11 protein-coding genes and 1 pseudogene are annotated in these 15329 nt (G+C 36.2%); 4 read left to right on the forward strand and 8 right to left on the reverse strand.

All coding sequences use genetic code 11. The features are described 5' to 3' along the window. Nucleotides 1-234 precede the first annotated feature (234 nt). Nucleotides 235-669: a universal stress protein gene (locus tag DRZ96_RS02760; protein WP_070701366.1), complete on the reverse strand. Its 435-nt coding sequence runs from the start codon at nt 667-669 to the stop codon at nt 235-237. A gap of 239 nt (nt 670-908) precedes the next feature. Between DRZ96_RS02760 and DRZ96_RS02765 the strand changes: the two genes are divergently transcribed. Further along, nucleotides 909-1466: a TetR/AcrR family transcriptional regulator gene (locus tag DRZ96_RS02765; RefSeq protein WP_112889492.1), complete on the forward strand. Its 558-nt coding sequence runs from the start codon at nt 909-911 to the stop codon at nt 1464-1466. Continuing rightward, nucleotides 1453-2487 (forward strand): DUF2871 family protein, encoded by a 1035-nt coding sequence (locus DRZ96_RS02770; protein ID WP_112889493.1) that lies wholly within the window; start codon nt 1453-1455, stop codon nt 2485-2487. The genes DRZ96_RS02765 and DRZ96_RS02770 overlap by 14 nt, the downstream gene beginning before the upstream one ends. A gap of 538 nt (nt 2488-3025) precedes the next feature. Here DRZ96_RS02770 and DRZ96_RS02775 read toward each other — a convergent pair. The 3 genes from DRZ96_RS02775 to DRZ96_RS02785 form a co-directional block, all read right to left on the reverse strand. Beyond that, a complete protein-coding gene (locus DRZ96_RS02775; RefSeq protein ID WP_112889494.1) occupies nt 3026-5341 on the reverse strand; it encodes an S-layer homology domain-containing protein in 2316 nt (771 codons plus the stop codon). A 515-nt stretch (nt 5342-5856) separates the two neighbouring features. Further along, on the reverse strand, nt 5857-6954 hold the full coding sequence (locus DRZ96_RS02780; RefSeq protein ID WP_172605450.1) for a SpoIIE family protein phosphatase: 1098 nt from the start codon (nt 6952-6954) through the stop codon (nt 5857-5859). Nucleotides 6955-7010: 56 nt separating this feature from the next. Continuing rightward, nucleotides 7011-8141, reverse strand: coding sequence for a THUMP domain-containing class I SAM-dependent RNA methyltransferase (locus DRZ96_RS02785; protein ID WP_112889495.1), 1131 nt, complete (start codon nt 8139-8141; stop codon nt 7011-7013). 120 nt (nt 8142-8261) lie between these two features. On the opposite strand from DRZ96_RS02785, the gene DRZ96_RS02790 reads away from it, so the two are divergent. Next, nucleotides 8262-8615: a class II SORL domain-containing protein gene (locus DRZ96_RS02790; RefSeq protein WP_070701359.1), complete on the forward strand. Its 354-nt coding sequence runs from the start codon at nt 8262-8264 to the stop codon at nt 8613-8615. 95 nt (nt 8616-8710) lie between these two features. Here DRZ96_RS02790 and DRZ96_RS02795 read toward each other — a convergent pair whose 3' ends face one another. The 3 genes and pseudogenes from DRZ96_RS02795 to DRZ96_RS02805 all read right to left on the reverse strand — a co-directional run bounded on the left by DRZ96_RS02795 (nt 8711) and on the right by DRZ96_RS02805 (nt 13373). Then, on the reverse strand, nt 8711-9883 hold the full coding sequence (locus tag DRZ96_RS02795) for an iron-containing alcohol dehydrogenase (RefSeq protein WP_112889496.1): 1173 nt from the start codon (nt 9881-9883) through the stop codon (nt 8711-8713). Between the two features lie 8 nt (nt 9884-9891). Next, nucleotides 9892-11674, reverse strand: a pseudogene (locus tag DRZ96_RS02800) (ABC transporter ATP-binding protein). Further along, complete coding sequence (locus DRZ96_RS02805) at nt 11661-13373, reverse strand: ABC transporter ATP-binding protein (RefSeq protein WP_112889497.1); 1713 nt, start codon at nt 13371-13373, stop codon at nt 11661-11663. Before DRZ96_RS02805 ends, DRZ96_RS02800 begins: the two are co-directional and overlap by 14 nt. Before the next feature lie 98 nt (nt 13374-13471). Here DRZ96_RS02805 and DRZ96_RS02810 point away from each other — a divergent pair, with 98 nt between their 5' ends. Beyond that, nucleotides 13472-13891: a RidA family protein gene (locus tag DRZ96_RS02810; RefSeq protein ID WP_112889498.1), complete on the forward strand. Its 420-nt coding sequence runs from the start codon at nt 13472-13474 to the stop codon at nt 13889-13891. A gap of 185 nt (nt 13892-14076) precedes the next feature. Here DRZ96_RS02810 and tuf read toward each other — a convergent pair whose 3' ends face one another. Beyond that, entirely contained in the window at nt 14077-15270 is a 1194-nt protein-coding gene (gene tuf / locus DRZ96_RS02815) for an elongation factor Tu (protein ID WP_112889499.1), read from the reverse strand. Nucleotides 15271-15329: the final 59 nt, after the last annotated feature.

The following is a 15329-nucleotide window of genomic DNA, read 5'->3' on the forward strand; positions in this document are numbered from 1 at the left end:
AAACTATTAGTAAATATTTTATGACTATTTCGTAAATTTTAATAAATTTGGAAATCTTTTTTGCCTAGCTTTGTCTTTTAACTTCACTTCTTTAAAAATTTTAAGTCTCTTGTGATAAGGTTTTTATAAAATTATGTCCAAGTGACTCAAAGATTTTACAAATAAAAATCAGGGACAAGCCCTGACTCTATTTATTTGCCCAAAAATAAAAGGACGGAAAACCCGTCCTTAATTTTAAATATCTGCCTTAACAACAAGAACAGATTTCTTTGAATGGTTAATTACCTTATTTGAAACTGAGCCAAGGAGTGTTCTTGAAAAAGCACCAAGTCCCCTGTTGCCCATGATAATAAAGTCTACATCTTTTTCTTCGGCAAACTTACAAATTTGTTCACCAGGATTGCCTGAAGTGTAAAAAGTTTCTACTCCGTGTGGATAACCATTTAAATCACTTTCAGCATCCTTAAGTATCATTTCAGCTCTTTCAACATTTGCCTTGTCAATTTCAAGTGTGAAGTTGAAGTTAGCTGGGTATTGCTCAAAAATAGAAGTTTCTGGTGTCACTGTGAGGATAAGTAGTTCAGCGCCTAGCTTTTCTCCCATGTCTCTTGCAACGTCAACTGATTTTTTTGAACTCTTTGATCCATCAATTGGTACTAATATTTTCATCTCTTGCCTCCTATTTATTTTATATATTTCTTTCTAATTTTATTATACCCTAAAAGAGGAAGATTTAACATATCAAATTACTTCTTTATAAAAGTAAAGTGATGAGTCTTCGTTTAATATAAAATTATTTTTAAATTTACAAAATTTTTGACTTAAAAACTTTTATAAAAAAGTTTGACAAATATTTTAAATAGATTTACTATTAAGTCAAGTGACAAGGTGTCACTTTAGGAGGTAATATGGCAAAGAATACTTTTAATAACTTAGATGAAGAGAGAAAAGAAGAAATTTATAGAAGCCTCAAGGAATATTTTGAAGAAGAGGACCTTAAGAAAATCAGTGTCTCTGGTATTGTCAAAAAACTTGATATAGCAAGAGGTTCTTTTTACCAATACTTTGAGAGCCTTGAGGATTGTTACGACAGTCTCCTTCAAAAGGAAACCGGCCAGGTCCATCACAAGTTTTATTTTCTCTACAAGGAAAATGGCGGCGACCTTGAGAAAACTCTCTGGGCCTACAGGGATTATTTATCAGAAGAACTCTACGACAAAAATTTAAAAAAATTATATGTGCCTAAATTTTTCTTGTTTGAAGATTCCTTTGTCAGTCATGGCAAAAACTTTTTATTGGAAAAATTGTCGAGAGACAACTACCACCGCATGGTCTTCACCATGGCCATCTTCCACCAGCTTCTAAAGGAGTCCATAACAAGGGACTATTCAAAAGAAGAATTTTTGGAAATATGTGACACCTATATCAAATGGTTGTTAGGAGGTATAAATAATGAATCAATTTGAAATATTTTTTGACGGACTCTATCTCAGCCTTGTCATCTTTTTGGGCATAAGAATGCTTTTAATAAATCACAAGGACAGCTTAACCCTTGGATCAATGACTCTCCTACTTGGACTTGGCGACTCCTTCCACCTAGTCCCAAGAATTATTGCCAATGTCATGGACAATGGTTTTGCAATTAATTCGACTTCACTCTTTGTTGGGACTAGGGTTTCTTCTATTACAATGTCAGTTTTTTATCTCTTGTTTTATTTTTACATCAAGAAGACCAAGGACTTAAAAAACAAGGGTCTTGACCTCACAATGCTTGGTCTATTTGCCTTAAGAGTGGTGACAGTCTTTATTTCCTTTAAAGGAGATGGAAGCATGGATCTTATTTCCAATCTTCCTTTTGTCATTATGGGTCTAGTTGACATCTTCCTTTTATTTAAAAATAGGAGCCGAGAAGAATTTAGGAGACTTTACATTTATGTCTTCTTTAGCTTCCTCTTCTACATACCAGTAGTTTTATTTAAGAATATTTATCCCACTATTGGAATGCTAATGATGCCAAAGACTGTCATGTATGTCCTAATTGTCCTAAAGCTTTATAAGAACTTGCAAGATGATTTTGTAAAGAGGGACCTCATGGAGTATGCCTTTGCCTATCTCCTATCAGGTATCTTAGTTGGGGCATCTTACAGGGAATTGGGAAAAGTCTTTGAAGTGACAAAGTATATGTCTCTAGCCCACACTCACCTAATTATTCTGGGCTTTGCCCTTCCAGGAATTTTTTATCTCTTGGTCAAAAACTCAGACCTTTCTGATGAAAAAATAAAAAAATTATTTAACATTTACAACTTTGGAATCTACCTTGCCTTCACTTCTATGATTATCCACGGTCTTGTAGACCCACATCTCCCTATGCGACTAACAGAGATTGGACTTATATCTATTAGTGGGGTGGGACACATTCTTCTTACCATTTCCATTGTCCTACTGGGTGTAAATGCCTTGAGATCAAGGGAGATTAAGACAGCTTAATAAAGAGAAAAATCTGTTGGGAAAGCAACAGATTTTTTTGTGTCATATTTTATTGTCGGGTGATTTTTTATAATTTTTGTTTTTATTGTCAGATTATTTTTAATTTATAATTTCATAGAGCCTTCATTTTATTAATACTTGAAATTTTATCCTCATCTTCAACTCATCTTTGATTTAACAATTTCTTACAAGTGTAAATTTTTTTATCTCATAATAAAAATCCCTAGCGTTTAATTTATTTTTCAACTTACAATTTTTTTCGACTTTCCATTTATTTTTCATCTAATAAATTCTTATGACTTTATAAATCACTGTCACTTTATAAATTATTATCACTTCATAAATTCTCATCATTTTATAAACATTTATTTGATCACAAATTTTTATCACTTAATAAATTCTCATGACTTTATAAATTCTTATCACCCCAGAAATTTTTATCATCTCATAAATACTTATGACTCTCATCTTTATCATAAATCACCAAAGAAGAGCAAAAAAATAAGACGGCCTAAGCCGTCCTATTTATATCTTTAATTTATTGCCAAACACTTACGTCTTCAGCCTTGTCTCCCTTGACTGCGTTGTGTCCATTAGAAGCGTCTATGATTTCATAGTATGCCCAGTGGCTCATTGGCACGTCAGAGAATTTCTTCAAGCTATTTGTGTTCACATTTGCAAAGGAAGTTGACTTAGTGTTTCTTCCAAATACAGAGTTAAGAACTGTAACAGCTTCGGCTCTTGTAAGTTTTTGATCTGGTTTAAATGTTCCATCAGGGAATCCCTTGATTTTCTTGTTACCATAAAGTTGGTCTATTGCATTAGATGCCCAGTGACCCTTAACATCCTTGAAGTTTGAAGATCCTGGATAACCATCCTTAACAAATACAGCAATCATTTGTGCAAATTCTGCCCTAGTGATTCCTTGGTTAGGTTTAAATGTTCCATCAGAGTAACCACTGATGAAGCCCTTAGATACTGCGAAGTTGATTTCGTCAGAGTACCATTTATTATTAGCATCCTTAAACTTAGTTGTTGGGTTCTTAGGAAGTTCTTTTCCTTCGTTAACAAGTGTTACAAACATCCTAACAGCTTCTGCTCTTGTAACTTCCTTGCCTGGTTTAAATGTTCCATCAGGATAACCTGCTATATAAGAAGGTGAGTTTACCTTAGCAGCAACTTTTGCTTCTTGTCCTGCAATTTTAACTTCAGTAGATCTTGAAGTCTTGCCAGATTCCTTAGCTTCAACCTTAATAGTTTCGCCAGCTCTTAGTTCTCTATTTAAGCTGATGTTAAAGATACCAGTTGAACCTGCACTTGCTCCACCAAGTCTTGTTCCATTTGAATCATAAACAGTTACATCTGCGTAAGCACCTGCGTTACCTCTTACAAATTTTGCTCCAGCAGAAACATTATTTACAACTGGAATCATTGAGTAACTAGAGTCACTTACATAAGTTCCATTTACATAATATTCAAGACTTCTTGAAGTTGAAACTCTTGGAGAGTTCCAAGATACCTTGAAGTATCCATCAGAATCTATTGTGTCAGATCCTAGATATGTTCCATCGTCATAAACATAAACTGTTCTGTTCTTGTATCCCTTTAGGTAACCAGATGTTGAGTAGTTTGACCTTGAAATATCTGTTGGATAAACTCTGTGGTCGTACTTGTTGGAATACCAGTCACGTCCATAGTATCTTCCATTGTTGTAGTAGTATCCATCTTTCCAAAGATTCTTTTCTGCTGAGTAGAAGCCAGATTTTTCTGCAACTAAGTCAGCCTTGTAATCTCTGTATCTTCTATAATAGTTTGAATATCTTATATAATTTCTCTTACCGTTCTTGATGTAGTAGTAATCTCCGTCAGAGTCTTTATAAACTCTGTAGCCATCATAGTAGCGGTCTCCATTTCTGTAATAGTAGTCGTCATCATAGTATCTGTAGTCATCGTAGTATTTGCCTAGATAAACTTTAAATCTACCATAAGCATCAGTCTTATCAGTATAGCCTGTTTTTGATCCGTCAATCTTTAGGGTAACTGTAGCATCTTTAACAGCTTCTCCTTTAGAAGTAACCTTACCAGTTACATAATTTCCATCATATTCAATGTCAGAAATATAAAGATCTTCCTTAGTTGGAACTGCTGGCTTTTCTTCTTCCCATTTAGCGTAAAGATTTGTATTTTCGGTAATTTCTGTGTCGAAATTAAATCTATTTACAAATACTCCGTCGTCTGTGTACCAACCTTTAAAAGTATATCCCTTTCTTGTTGGAGCAGTAGGTTTTGTAGCAGTTTTTCCTTCTTCAATAGTTTGTGTTGCTACTGTACTTCCACCCTTTGAATAAAATGTAACATCAAATTTTTTAACTTCTGGTGCTTTTTTAGTGAATTTAGCATAAATTATTCTGTCAGTATTAATTTCTTCTGTTTTTGTAAATCCAGTAGTTAACCCTTCATCAGTATACCAACCACCAAATACATAACCTTCTTTTTTTGGTTCCTTTAAGTTTTCGGCAGGAATTGCTTCTCCTTTATTTACATCTATTGGTGTGCCTAAGTCTTGGATTGTTTTTTCAGCTTTTCCTTCTTCAACTAGTACAGCTTTAAATGTAACTTTCACTATCTCTTTAGCTGGAGTTAGAGGTGTCAATTCTTGACCAGCTTTTTGGCCACCAGTTTCTCCTCCTGATTGATCAGTTGGATCAGCTTCGTTTTCTTGTGCTACTGCAACAGGAACTGTTACATCAGATAATTCTAGTTTTTCACCTTCATCATCTGCAAATACATTAAATGGTATTGAGGTTACCATTACTCCTGCGAGCAATAGTCCTAATATTTTCTTGTTTCTCATATGTTTCCTCCTATCTAAATATTTTCTGTTAAAACATTTTCCTTAAGGCTATTATACCCAAAACAATAAAAAATACATTATAATTTACAATTTTTTAATAAATTTAATTCTTTTGTAATATTGAAAGGGTAAACCTATACAAGTATATTTATTGTGTAAATCTTTTGTCAAAACTTATAATTAATTCTCAAGTTAATTTTCTTTTTTTCTTTCAAATAAATTTTCAATAAGAAAAATAAGTTGAAAGAAGAAAATTTTTTAAAAATTATTCCCTATCTACTCCTAATTTAGATCTCTCTAAAATTTCTAAAGCTAACATAAATTTTATCTCTTATTTATAGAGTGAAAAATAATTTTAAATAAAGGAGAAAATAGTTTTCACTTTAAATAAAATTATAATAATCTAAAAATAAATTAGAACTCATCAAGAATTTTTATTTTCAAAATTTTAAGCAATAAAAAAAGGCAACCCTAAGATTGCCTTAAATATTTTATAAAATTTACTTCTTAAGAACTTACCATACACTCACAATAAGCATTGATATATCGTCCACTTGTGGTATGTCTGTAAATTCTTCTAATTCCTTATTTATATATTCCAGGATGTCGCTGTTATATTCTGAAATTATGTCCAGGATTTTCTCATGGCCAAAAACTTCTTTCTTAGCATTCCTCGCCTCTTCCACCCCATCAGTCATAAAGAGGAGGTAGTCGCCAGTGTGGAGTTTTATCTCCTTCTCTTCATAGTCTGGCTTGGCGAAAAATCTTGAGATTGGATAACCTCTGGACTCAAGACTCATTGATTCCCTGTTCCTTACCATAAGGGGAAGTGGAAGGTGGCCTGCATTGGAAAAGGTGAAGGTCTTCTTTTTCAAATTATAGACCCCATAAAAGCAGGTGAAATAATTTTCTATCTCTAGCTTTAGGCCAGTGAACCTCTCACAAAGTTCCGTCAAAGTTTCTCTTGGCGATCTTTGACTTGTCTTGTCCAGGGTCCTCACCATAGACTTGATAAACATAGTCACCATAGAGGCCGCAAAGCCATGGCCCACTGAGTCTGCTATGTACATTCCTATGTGGTCGTCATCAATTTGAAAGACATCGAACATATCTCCACTTAAAATTGTTGAAGGCTTGTAGAGGTAGTTGACCTTTAGATTTTTTATGAAGCCCTTGTCGGGAAGGACCTTTCTTTGGATAAGGGAGGCTGCATTGGTTTCGTTGGTCATGAACCTATTCTTGTCTATAAGTTCCTTTTGAAGCTTCCTTGCCATAGTCACGTTCCTAAAAACTTCTACAACACCAAGGATTTCTCCCTTCTTGTTAATTATTGGAGAGCACTTAACAGAAAAGACCATGCTCCCAATATTTTCTTCCCTTTGGATGACTTCGCCACTAACTAGGGCCCTCTTGGTGATCTCAGGGTCAAAGAGGTCTTCTCCCAATATGCAGACTTTCTTTTCTGGGTCGTAACCCAAGAGGTCTTCCATGGCCTTGTTTACAAATACTACTTTTTCATTGTAGTCCAGGACCCTAACAAGGTCTGCAATGGCATTTAGGACCTGAAAGTCAATATTCTCGTCAATCTTTTCTCTTTCCATTTTGTTTACCATGAGTCACCACCTTTTGTCAATGCTTTCAGTATAACAGATGACAAACCACTAAACAATTATCTTCTTGGCTTTGGGCCATAATATTGGTAGTAGTAAGTCTTTAGTCTACCGTTGTATAATTTTCTATTTCTGTCAGCTTTTTTGCCAAAGTTCTTTTCAAAGTTTTCATTAGCTGTGATTATATAGTAGGACCAAGTCTTTAGAGACCTTGCAAGTTCGCCAAGTTCCTTGTTAAGTTCGTCTACGTCTTCTTTTCCAATTCTCTCTCCATAAGGAGGGTTGGTTATTATAATCCCATAGTCGTCTGGAAGATCCAAGTCCCTTATGTCCTTTTGGAAGAAGGAAATATCTTCGTCTAGTCCCAATATTTCTGCATTGGATCTTGCAATTTGGATTGCCTTGTGGGAGACGTCTGATGCAAGAATTTCTAATTCTTCGTCATACTTTATCTCTGAGTAGCACTTTTTCTTTTCTTCTTTAAATATTTCTTCGTCAAAAAATTTGAAGTTAACAAAGTCGAAGTCCCTCATAAGCCCTGGGGCAATATTTTTTTCTATCATGGCTGCTTCTATAGGGATTGTGCCTGATCCACAGAAGGGGTCTGCCAGAATCCTGTCCTTATTCCAAAAAGTTAATTTAACAAGAGAGGCTGCAATTGTTTCTGAAAGTGGTGCCTTGTAGTTGACTTCTCTGTAGCCTCTCTTGTGGAGTCCGTCACCTGATGTGTCCATGGTAATTTCTGCAATGTCATTTAAGAGTGACACTTCAATTTTAACTCTTGGGCCAGATTTTTCGAACCAAGAGACCTTGTATTTCATCTTTAGTTTTTCAATTATTGCCTTTTCTGTAATTCTTTGGCAGTCTGAGATAGAGAATAGTTTTGATTTCCTACTCCTTCCCTGGATGATGAATTGGTCTTCTTCTGCGATGTAGTCCCACCATCTTATCTCGAAGACCTTGTCAAACAATTCTTCAAAGGTCTCTGCCCTAAAGGAGTCGATTAGTAGTAAGACTCTCTCAGCCGTTCTCAGTCTTAAATTTAAAATGGCAATGTCCTTTAGCTGGCAAGAAATTTTTATTTTTCCATCGCTAACTTCTAAGTCCTTGTAGCCAAGGTCTTGTAACTCTCTTTTTGTAACTGCTTCAAGACCCATATTAGTAGTTGCGATTAATTTTATGTTTTCCATTTTACACCTCGCTTCCATTATACTAAATATGAAAATATTTTTCCTTAAATTAAATTCAATGTGATAATTTATTTAATTGGGGTATAATATATTTGTAAAATATTTATTGGGGGTAATAAAATGAAATTAACTGAAACAGTACAAACTGCTGATTGGAAAACTGAAAAACACGTTCCTGTAATCCACGTTGAAAAGGCTGACGGTCTTCTAAAGATCAAGGCTCTAGTTGGAGAAGAAGTTGAACATCCTAACACATTAGAACACCACATCGCTTGGATCAAAGTATTCTTCAAACCTGAAGGAGAAAAATTCCCAGTTGAAGTTGGTTCTTATGAATTTGCTGCTCACGGCGAAGCAGACCTATTCACAGTTCCATGTGTTGAAACAGCAGTTAAGACTGACAAGGGCGGCGAAGTTTACGCACTAAGCTACTGTAACATCCACGGACTTTGGGAAAACTCAGTAGAAGCTTAAGTATAATATTAAAGAGCTATGAAATTAATCATAGCTCTTTTTTCTTGCTCATTTTTATCTAATTTTATTTTCTTTTCAAATTCAAAGTCGCAAACTTATAGTGACGCCTTATAAATTTCTAATACGTCGTCTTTATTAAGTTCCACTACACCCTTGATTGATCCACCTGCGTGTCTTACAGCTGCTTCAGCCATTTCTTCTAGCTTTTCATCATCTATTCCAACTTCTCCAAGTGTCATTGGTATATTCATGTCATCTTCAAAAAACATGTGAAGAGTAGCAATTGCCTTTTTGGCATCATTCATCTTGTCATCTGATGGTTTTATATTAAATACATTTATGCCAAAGTCTCTAATCATATCAACGGTCTCATCATTTAAGATGTGCTTTAAGAATCTTGGTGTCAAGATTGCAAGTCCAATTCCATGAGTTATGTCATAGAAGGCAGAAAGTTCGTGTTCCATTGCGTGGACTGACCAGCCTGTTGACTTGCCTGTTGAAAGAAGTCCGTTGATGGCCCAAGATGAAGCCCACATAATATTTGATCTTGCTTCATAATTTTCTGGTTCTTCCATGGCGATTGGTCCGTAGTGGATACAAGTTTTTAGAATTCCTTCCGCAAGTCTATTTTGCATATAAGCATTGTCACCAAGTGTGAAATAATTTTCCATTGTGTGGCTCATGATGTCAGCTACACCTGCTGCTGTGTGTTTAACATTTACAGAATAAGTTGTTTCTGGATTCATGATTGAGAACTTTGGAAGTGTATAAGCTGATCCAAAGCCTAATTTTTGATTTGTCTCTGGGTTTGTTATAACTCCCCCAGCATCCATTTCTGAACCTGTTGCTGCAAGTGTTAATATAGTTCCAATAGGAAGAGCCTTCTCGATTTTTGCCTTCTTAATTACAATATCCCATGGGTCACAATCGAGGAAAACTGCTCCGGCAACTAACTTGGAAAGGTCAATAACAGATCCTCCACCAACTGCCAAGATGAAGTCAAGGTCGTTTTCTCTCACAATCTTAACTCCTTCTCTTGCTGAATCAACTCTTGGGTTTGGTTCTATGCCTGCAAGTTCCTTGTAGAAGATGTCATTTTCTTCAAAAATTTTCACAATTTCGTCGTAAAGACCATTTCTCTTAATTGATCCCCCGCCATAGGCAAGTAAAACTCTTGAACCATATTTTTTAATTTCAGAGGCCAAGTTATCCATTTGGTTCCTTCCAAAAAGAATTTTCGTACTTACATTAAAAATAAAATCTTTCATAATTCCTCCTAGTTTTTAAACTGTGAATTGTAAAGTTCTGCATAAATCCCATCTCTTGCAAGAAGTTCCTTGTGATTTCCCTTTTCCACTATGTCACCCTTATCTAGGACCAAAATCACATCGGAGTTAACAATAGTGGAAAGTCTGTGGGCGATGACAAAGTTTGTCCTCTCCTTTAAGAGGTTCTTCATGGCCTTTTGTATAAGGGCCTCTGTCCTGGTATCAACAGATGAAGTTGCCTCGTCTAAGATTAAAATTTCTGGATCTGACAAAAGGGCCCTTGCAATTGTAAGAAGCTGTCTTTGTCCTTGCGATATATTTGAAGCTTCTTCATTTAAGACTGTGTCATAGCCCTTTGGAAGCTTCTTCATTTAAGACTGTGTCATAGCCCTTTGGAAGCTTCTCGATAAAGGAGTGACAATAGGCCTTTTTGGCTGCGTCAATAACTTCTTCCCTTGTGGCATCTTGTCCTCCATAGAGAATGTTGTCGTAAATTGTCCCCCTAAAGAGCCAAGAATCTTGAAGTACCATACCAAAGAGGGACCTCAAGTTTTTCCTCGACACGTCTTTGATGTTTACTCCGTTTATATTAATACTACCCCTATCAATATCATAAAACCTCATTAAAAGATTTACAATAGTTGTCTTGCCGGCTCCAGTAGAACCAACAATGGCAACAGTCTTGTTCTTCTCAACATGAAGGTTTAGGTTGTTGATGACAGGAGTTTTTTTGTCGTAGGAAAAATAAACTTTATCAAACTCGATGTCTTCAACTGGTCTTTTGATTTCATCTGTAACAATTTCCTCTTCTGGCTCTTGGTCAAGGAATTCAAAAATTCTTTCAGCTGCAGCAATAGATGCTTGAAATATAGAAGCCATTTCTGCCAACTGTTCTATTGGATTTGCCAGCCTTCTTACATATTGGATAACTGCCTGGATGTCCCCAACAAACAACTTGCCAGATAGGACAAGAAGTCCCCCAACAATAGAAAGCATTACATAACCAAGGTTGGAAATAAAGGTCATAATTGGAAGCATAATCCCCGTCATAAAGGAAGCACGATAGCTGACCTCATAGAGGTTTTCGTTTATGTCCAAGAATTCTCTCTCGGCCCTTCCTTCGTAGTTAAAGGCCTTGATGAGTTCTGAACCAGAGAAGTTTTCTTCGACAAATCCAACCATAGATCCAAGCCCCTGTGACTTTCTCCTAAAATATCCTTGAGACTTCTTAGAAATAAATTTCGTAGAAAAATAAGTCATGGGCAATGTGAATAAAAAGACCAAAGTCAAGATTGGCGAAATTTTTATCATGACTGTCAAGATCCCAACTATCAATACAATAGAAGAAAGTATTGAAGAGATTGTCTGTTGCAAGTTCTTGCCCAGGGTCTCAACGTCGTTTGTCATCATCGACAAGAGGTCTCCAGTCTTATTTTTATCGTAATAAGATGTTGGAATATATTTTACCTTTTCAGAAATTTCTCTCCTAAACTTTGCAATTAAGTCTTGGGTCACATCAACTAAGATCCTACCCCGGAAGAACTCAAAGGCTCCTTGTAGTAGATAAACTACACCAAGAGTTATGCAAATTTTTATTACATAGTCGAAGTCAATCCTTGTGTTCATCTTCAGGTTTTCAAAAATCCTTGTAGTAATATTCCCCATGAGTTTTGGAGAAATAATTTCAAAAATTGATGAACCAATTGTGAGAAAAATTGCCAGAAATAGAAAGAACTTATAGGCTTTTAAATATGAAATTATCCTTAAAACTGTGTTATTATTCTTCTTCATAAGCTTGCCCCTGACTAATTGCGATTTCCCTGTAAACTTCGTTGGTCTTCATTAGGTCTTGGTGGTTGCCGTAGCCTGCCACACTTCCATCTTCTAAAACCAAAATCTTATCTGCATTTAGTATTGTCGCCACCCTTTGGGCAACAACAATTACAATTTTATCTTCGAGACTCTTCTTCAAAAGCTGTCTAAGTTCGTAATCTGTCTTGTAATCAAGAGCCGAGAAGGAGTCGTCGAAGAGGTAGACTGATGCATCACGAGTAAGAGCCCTTGCCATAGCAAGTCTTTGTCTTTGGCCACCAGAAAGATTCCTTCCACCCCTAGAAATTTTCTTTTCTAAAGGCTTGTCACCTAAAAATTCTTTGGCCCTGGCATTTTCTAAGGACTCAAGCATTTTGTCATCCTCAGCATCTTCCTTGGCATAGGATAAGTTTTCTGCAACAGTTTTTGAGAAAAAGAAGTTTTCTTGTGGAACATAGGAAATCTTGTCCCTAACTTGGTAATTATTTAGAGTTTTTATGTCAATTCCATTTAAGAAAAGTTCTCCGTCTCCTGGTTCATAAAATTGTAATAGGAGCCTAAGTAGACTTGACTTACCTGAACCAGTTCCCCCAATAATACCAAGGGTCTCTCCACTTTTGACATCAAAACTTATGTCATTTAAAACCTTTTGAGAGGCATCTGGATAGGCAAAGGAAAGATTTTTTGCTTCAATTTCATAAATGTCACCAGATAATTTTTTATCTCCACCAGTCTTTGTAGACTCATATTCCAAGACTTCGTTGATCCTCTCCATGGAAGCGAAGGTCCTTGGAAGAAGTGACAAGAGAAAACTCATCATTATCATGGCAGATAAGACTTGGGTGATGTATTGGATAAAGGCCATTAGGTCACCAATCCCCATCTCTCTTATGTCGATGAGCCTTGCACCAAAATAGAGGACAAAGATAATTCCAAAATTTAAAATTGTTCCAAGCATTGGTCTCACATTTACAAGAAGTTTATTTACCTTAGTTGCCATTTCTTGATAAGAAATGTTAGCTTCATCAAAAATTTCTTCTTCGTATTCATCCTTTGAGAAGGCCCTTATAACCCTAAGTCCAGTTAGTCTTCTTCTGAAGAGTTCATTTAACTTATCCAGCCTTCTTTGTAGAATTGGAAAATATGGAAGGCCCTTCTTGAAGACAAAATAAATCCCAATCCCAATAAAAGGAATCGTAATTGGAAAGACTGCCGACAACTTAACATTAGTTGAAAGAGCCATGATGAGACCACCAATAAACATAAGTGGACCCCTAATAAGAGGCCTAAGTCCCATTAAGACCATTTGCTCAACTTGGTTGACGTCATCAGTTGTCCTTGTGATAAGTGATGAAATGGAAAAATGTTCCACGTCATCAAAGCTAAGATAATTTATCTTTTTAAATAGTTTGTACCTAATGTCTCGTGAGAAGGCCATGGTTGTCTTAGAAGAATGGTAGGCAGCAGATGCCCTACACATTACAGTGAAGATTACCACGATAATCATGATGCCGCCAATCTTTAAGACATAGTCGGTGTCTCCATAGGCCACACCCTTATCAATGACAAGACTCATTAGCTTAGGGAGGAAAAGTTCCCCAAGAGCATTGCCAAAGGTAAGGAGGATGACCACAAAAATTCTTAATTTGTATTTATTTAATCCTTTGTATATATTCATAATTCCTCCATCATAACATTCTAACATATAGGGATTTAAAAGAAAATTCCATGAAGATAGATGCAAGACTTGCTATAATGGTTGAAGAGGTGATATAGATGGAAAAAAATCCAATGCCACAAGGAAGATACTTGCCAGCCAAAAAGTCACAGGGATTTATTTACTCAGCAGGTATGACCCCAAGACTTGACGGCAAACTAATATTAGAAGGAAAGGTCTCAAGCGATAAGGAAATCTCTTTTTATAAGGAAGCAGTAGTCCAAGCAACAAAAAATGCCTTGGCAGCAATAAAAAATACCTTAGAAGATGGCGAAGTCTTAAAAGAAATAATTTCCATGACAGTCTATGTAAACGCCGAAGAAGATTTTACGGCCCACTCAAAGATAGCAGACCTTGGATCAAACTATCTCTTTGAAGTCCTTGGAGAAAAAGGAATCTCCCCAAGAGCCGCAATAGGGGTGATGACATTGCCTGGCAACGCCCCAGTAGAAATCCAACTAGTAGCAAGTTATAAGTAGAATATAAATAAAAAAAGGAATGTCTCCTTTAATCTAAAGGCTACATTCCTTTTTTTATTCTCATTTTTTTACTTATAAGCTTTCTTATTCTACTTAAGTATTAAATAAAGACTTGCAAGAAAAAAGAGAGAGCATAAACTCCCTCTAATTTTATTTATTAAGATTTGTCTGTTAATCCCAAAGGATTAGTCAAGAATCTTTGATACTACTCCTGATGCTACAGTTCTTCCACCTTCACGAATAGCGAATCTTAGTCCTTCGTCCATAGCGATTGGTGTGATTAGTGTTACTGTAAATGTTGAGTTATCTCCAGGCATTACCATTTCTACGCCTTCTGCTAATTGGATATCTCCTGTTACGTCTGTTGTTCTGAAGTAGAATTGTGGTCTGTATCCGTTAAAGAATGGTGTGTGTCTTCCACCTTCTTCTTTTGTTAGTACGTACACTTCTGCTTCAAATTTTGTGTGTGGGTGAATTGTTCCTGGTGCTGCTAGTACTTGTCCTCTTTGGATTTCTTCTCTTTGTACACCTCTTAGTAGGGCTCCAATGTTGTCTCCTGCTTCTGCTTGGTCTAGTTGTTTTCTAAACATTTCAACACCTGTTACTACTACTTGTCTACTTTCGTCTGTTAATCCAACTAGTTCTACTGTGTCTCCTACTTTTACTACACCTTGTTCTACTCTTCCTGTTGCTACTGTACCTCTACCTGTGATTGAGAAGATGTCTTCGATAGGCATTAGGAATGGGTGTTCTGTATCTCTTACTGGAGTTGGGATGTATTCGTCAACTTCTTTCATTAGGTTGTCAATTTTGTCTCCCCATTCTCCGTCTGGATCGTCTAGTGCTTTTAGAGCTGATCCTACTACGATTGGTGTGTTGTCTCCGTCAAAGTCGTATTCTGATAGTAGGTCTCTTACTTCCATTTCTACTAATTCAATTAGTTCTGGATCGTCTACTTGGTCTTCTTTGTTTAGGAATACTACAATCTTTGGTACACCAACTTGTCTTGCAAGTAGGATGTGTTCTCTTGTTTGTGGCATTGGACCGTCTGCAGCTGATACTACTAGGATTGCTCCGTCCATTTGTGCTGCTCCTGTGATCATGTTCTTAACATAGTCAGCGTGTCCTGGGCAGTCTACGTGAGCGTAGTGTCTGTTTGCTGTTTCGTATTCTACGTGAGAAGTTGAAATTGTAATTCCTCTTTCTCTTTCTTCTGGAGCCTTGTCAATGTGTGCGTAGTCAACGAATTCTCCGCCGCCATATCTCTTGTTCATTACAAGTGTGATTGCAGCTGTAAGTGTTGTCTTACCGTGGTCAACGTGACCAATTGTTCCAATGTTTACGTGTGGTTTATTTCTTTCAAATTTTGCTTTTCCCATGCTATTCCTCCTGGATATTTAAATTAAGTTCATAATACCTCAAATTCAAATTTTTTTCA

Origin of the sequence: Peptoniphilus harei (assembly GCF_900454685.1) — a bacterium.
Classification (GTDB): Bacteria; Bacillota; Clostridia; order Tissierellales; family Peptoniphilaceae; genus Peptoniphilus_A; species Peptoniphilus_A harei.

Excerpts from the sequence above, each read along its gene's own strand:
- DRZ96_RS02760 (WP_070701366.1), bottom strand. The coding sequence starts at position 669 with ATGAAAATATTAGTACCAATTGATGGATCAAAGAGTTCAAAAAAATCA.
- DRZ96_RS02765 (WP_112889492.1), top strand. The coding sequence starts at position 909 with ATGGCAAAGAATACTTTTAATAACTTAGATGAAGAGAGAAAAGAAGAA.
- DRZ96_RS02770 (WP_112889493.1), top strand. The coding sequence starts at position 1,453 with ATGAATCAATTTGAAATATTTTTTGACGGACTCTATCTCAGCCTTGTC.
- DRZ96_RS02775 (WP_112889494.1), bottom strand. The coding sequence starts at position 5,341 with ATGAGAAACAAGAAAATATTAGGACTATTGCTCGCAGGAGTAATGGTA.
- DRZ96_RS02780 (WP_172605450.1), bottom strand. The coding sequence starts at position 6,954 with ATGGTAAACAAAATGGAAAGAGAAAAGATTGACGAGAATATTGACTTT.
- DRZ96_RS02785 (WP_112889495.1), bottom strand. The coding sequence starts at position 8,141 with ATGGAAAACATAAAATTAATCGCAACTACTAATATGGGTCTTGAAGCA.
- DRZ96_RS02790 (WP_070701359.1), top strand. The coding sequence starts at position 8,262 with ATGAAATTAACTGAAACAGTACAAACTGCTGATTGGAAAACTGAAAAA.
- DRZ96_RS02795 (WP_112889496.1), bottom strand. The coding sequence starts at position 9,883 with ATGAAAGATTTTATTTTTAATGTAAGTACGAAAATTCTTTTTGGAAGG.
- DRZ96_RS02805 (WP_112889497.1), bottom strand. The coding sequence starts at position 13,373 with ATGAATATATACAAAGGATTAAATAAATACAAATTAAGAATTTTTGTG.
- DRZ96_RS02810 (WP_112889498.1), top strand. The coding sequence starts at position 13,472 with ATGGAAAAAAATCCAATGCCACAAGGAAGATACTTGCCAGCCAAAAAG.
- tuf (WP_112889499.1), bottom strand. The coding sequence starts at position 15,270 with ATGGGAAAAGCAAAATTTGAAAGAAATAAACCACACGTAAACATTGGA.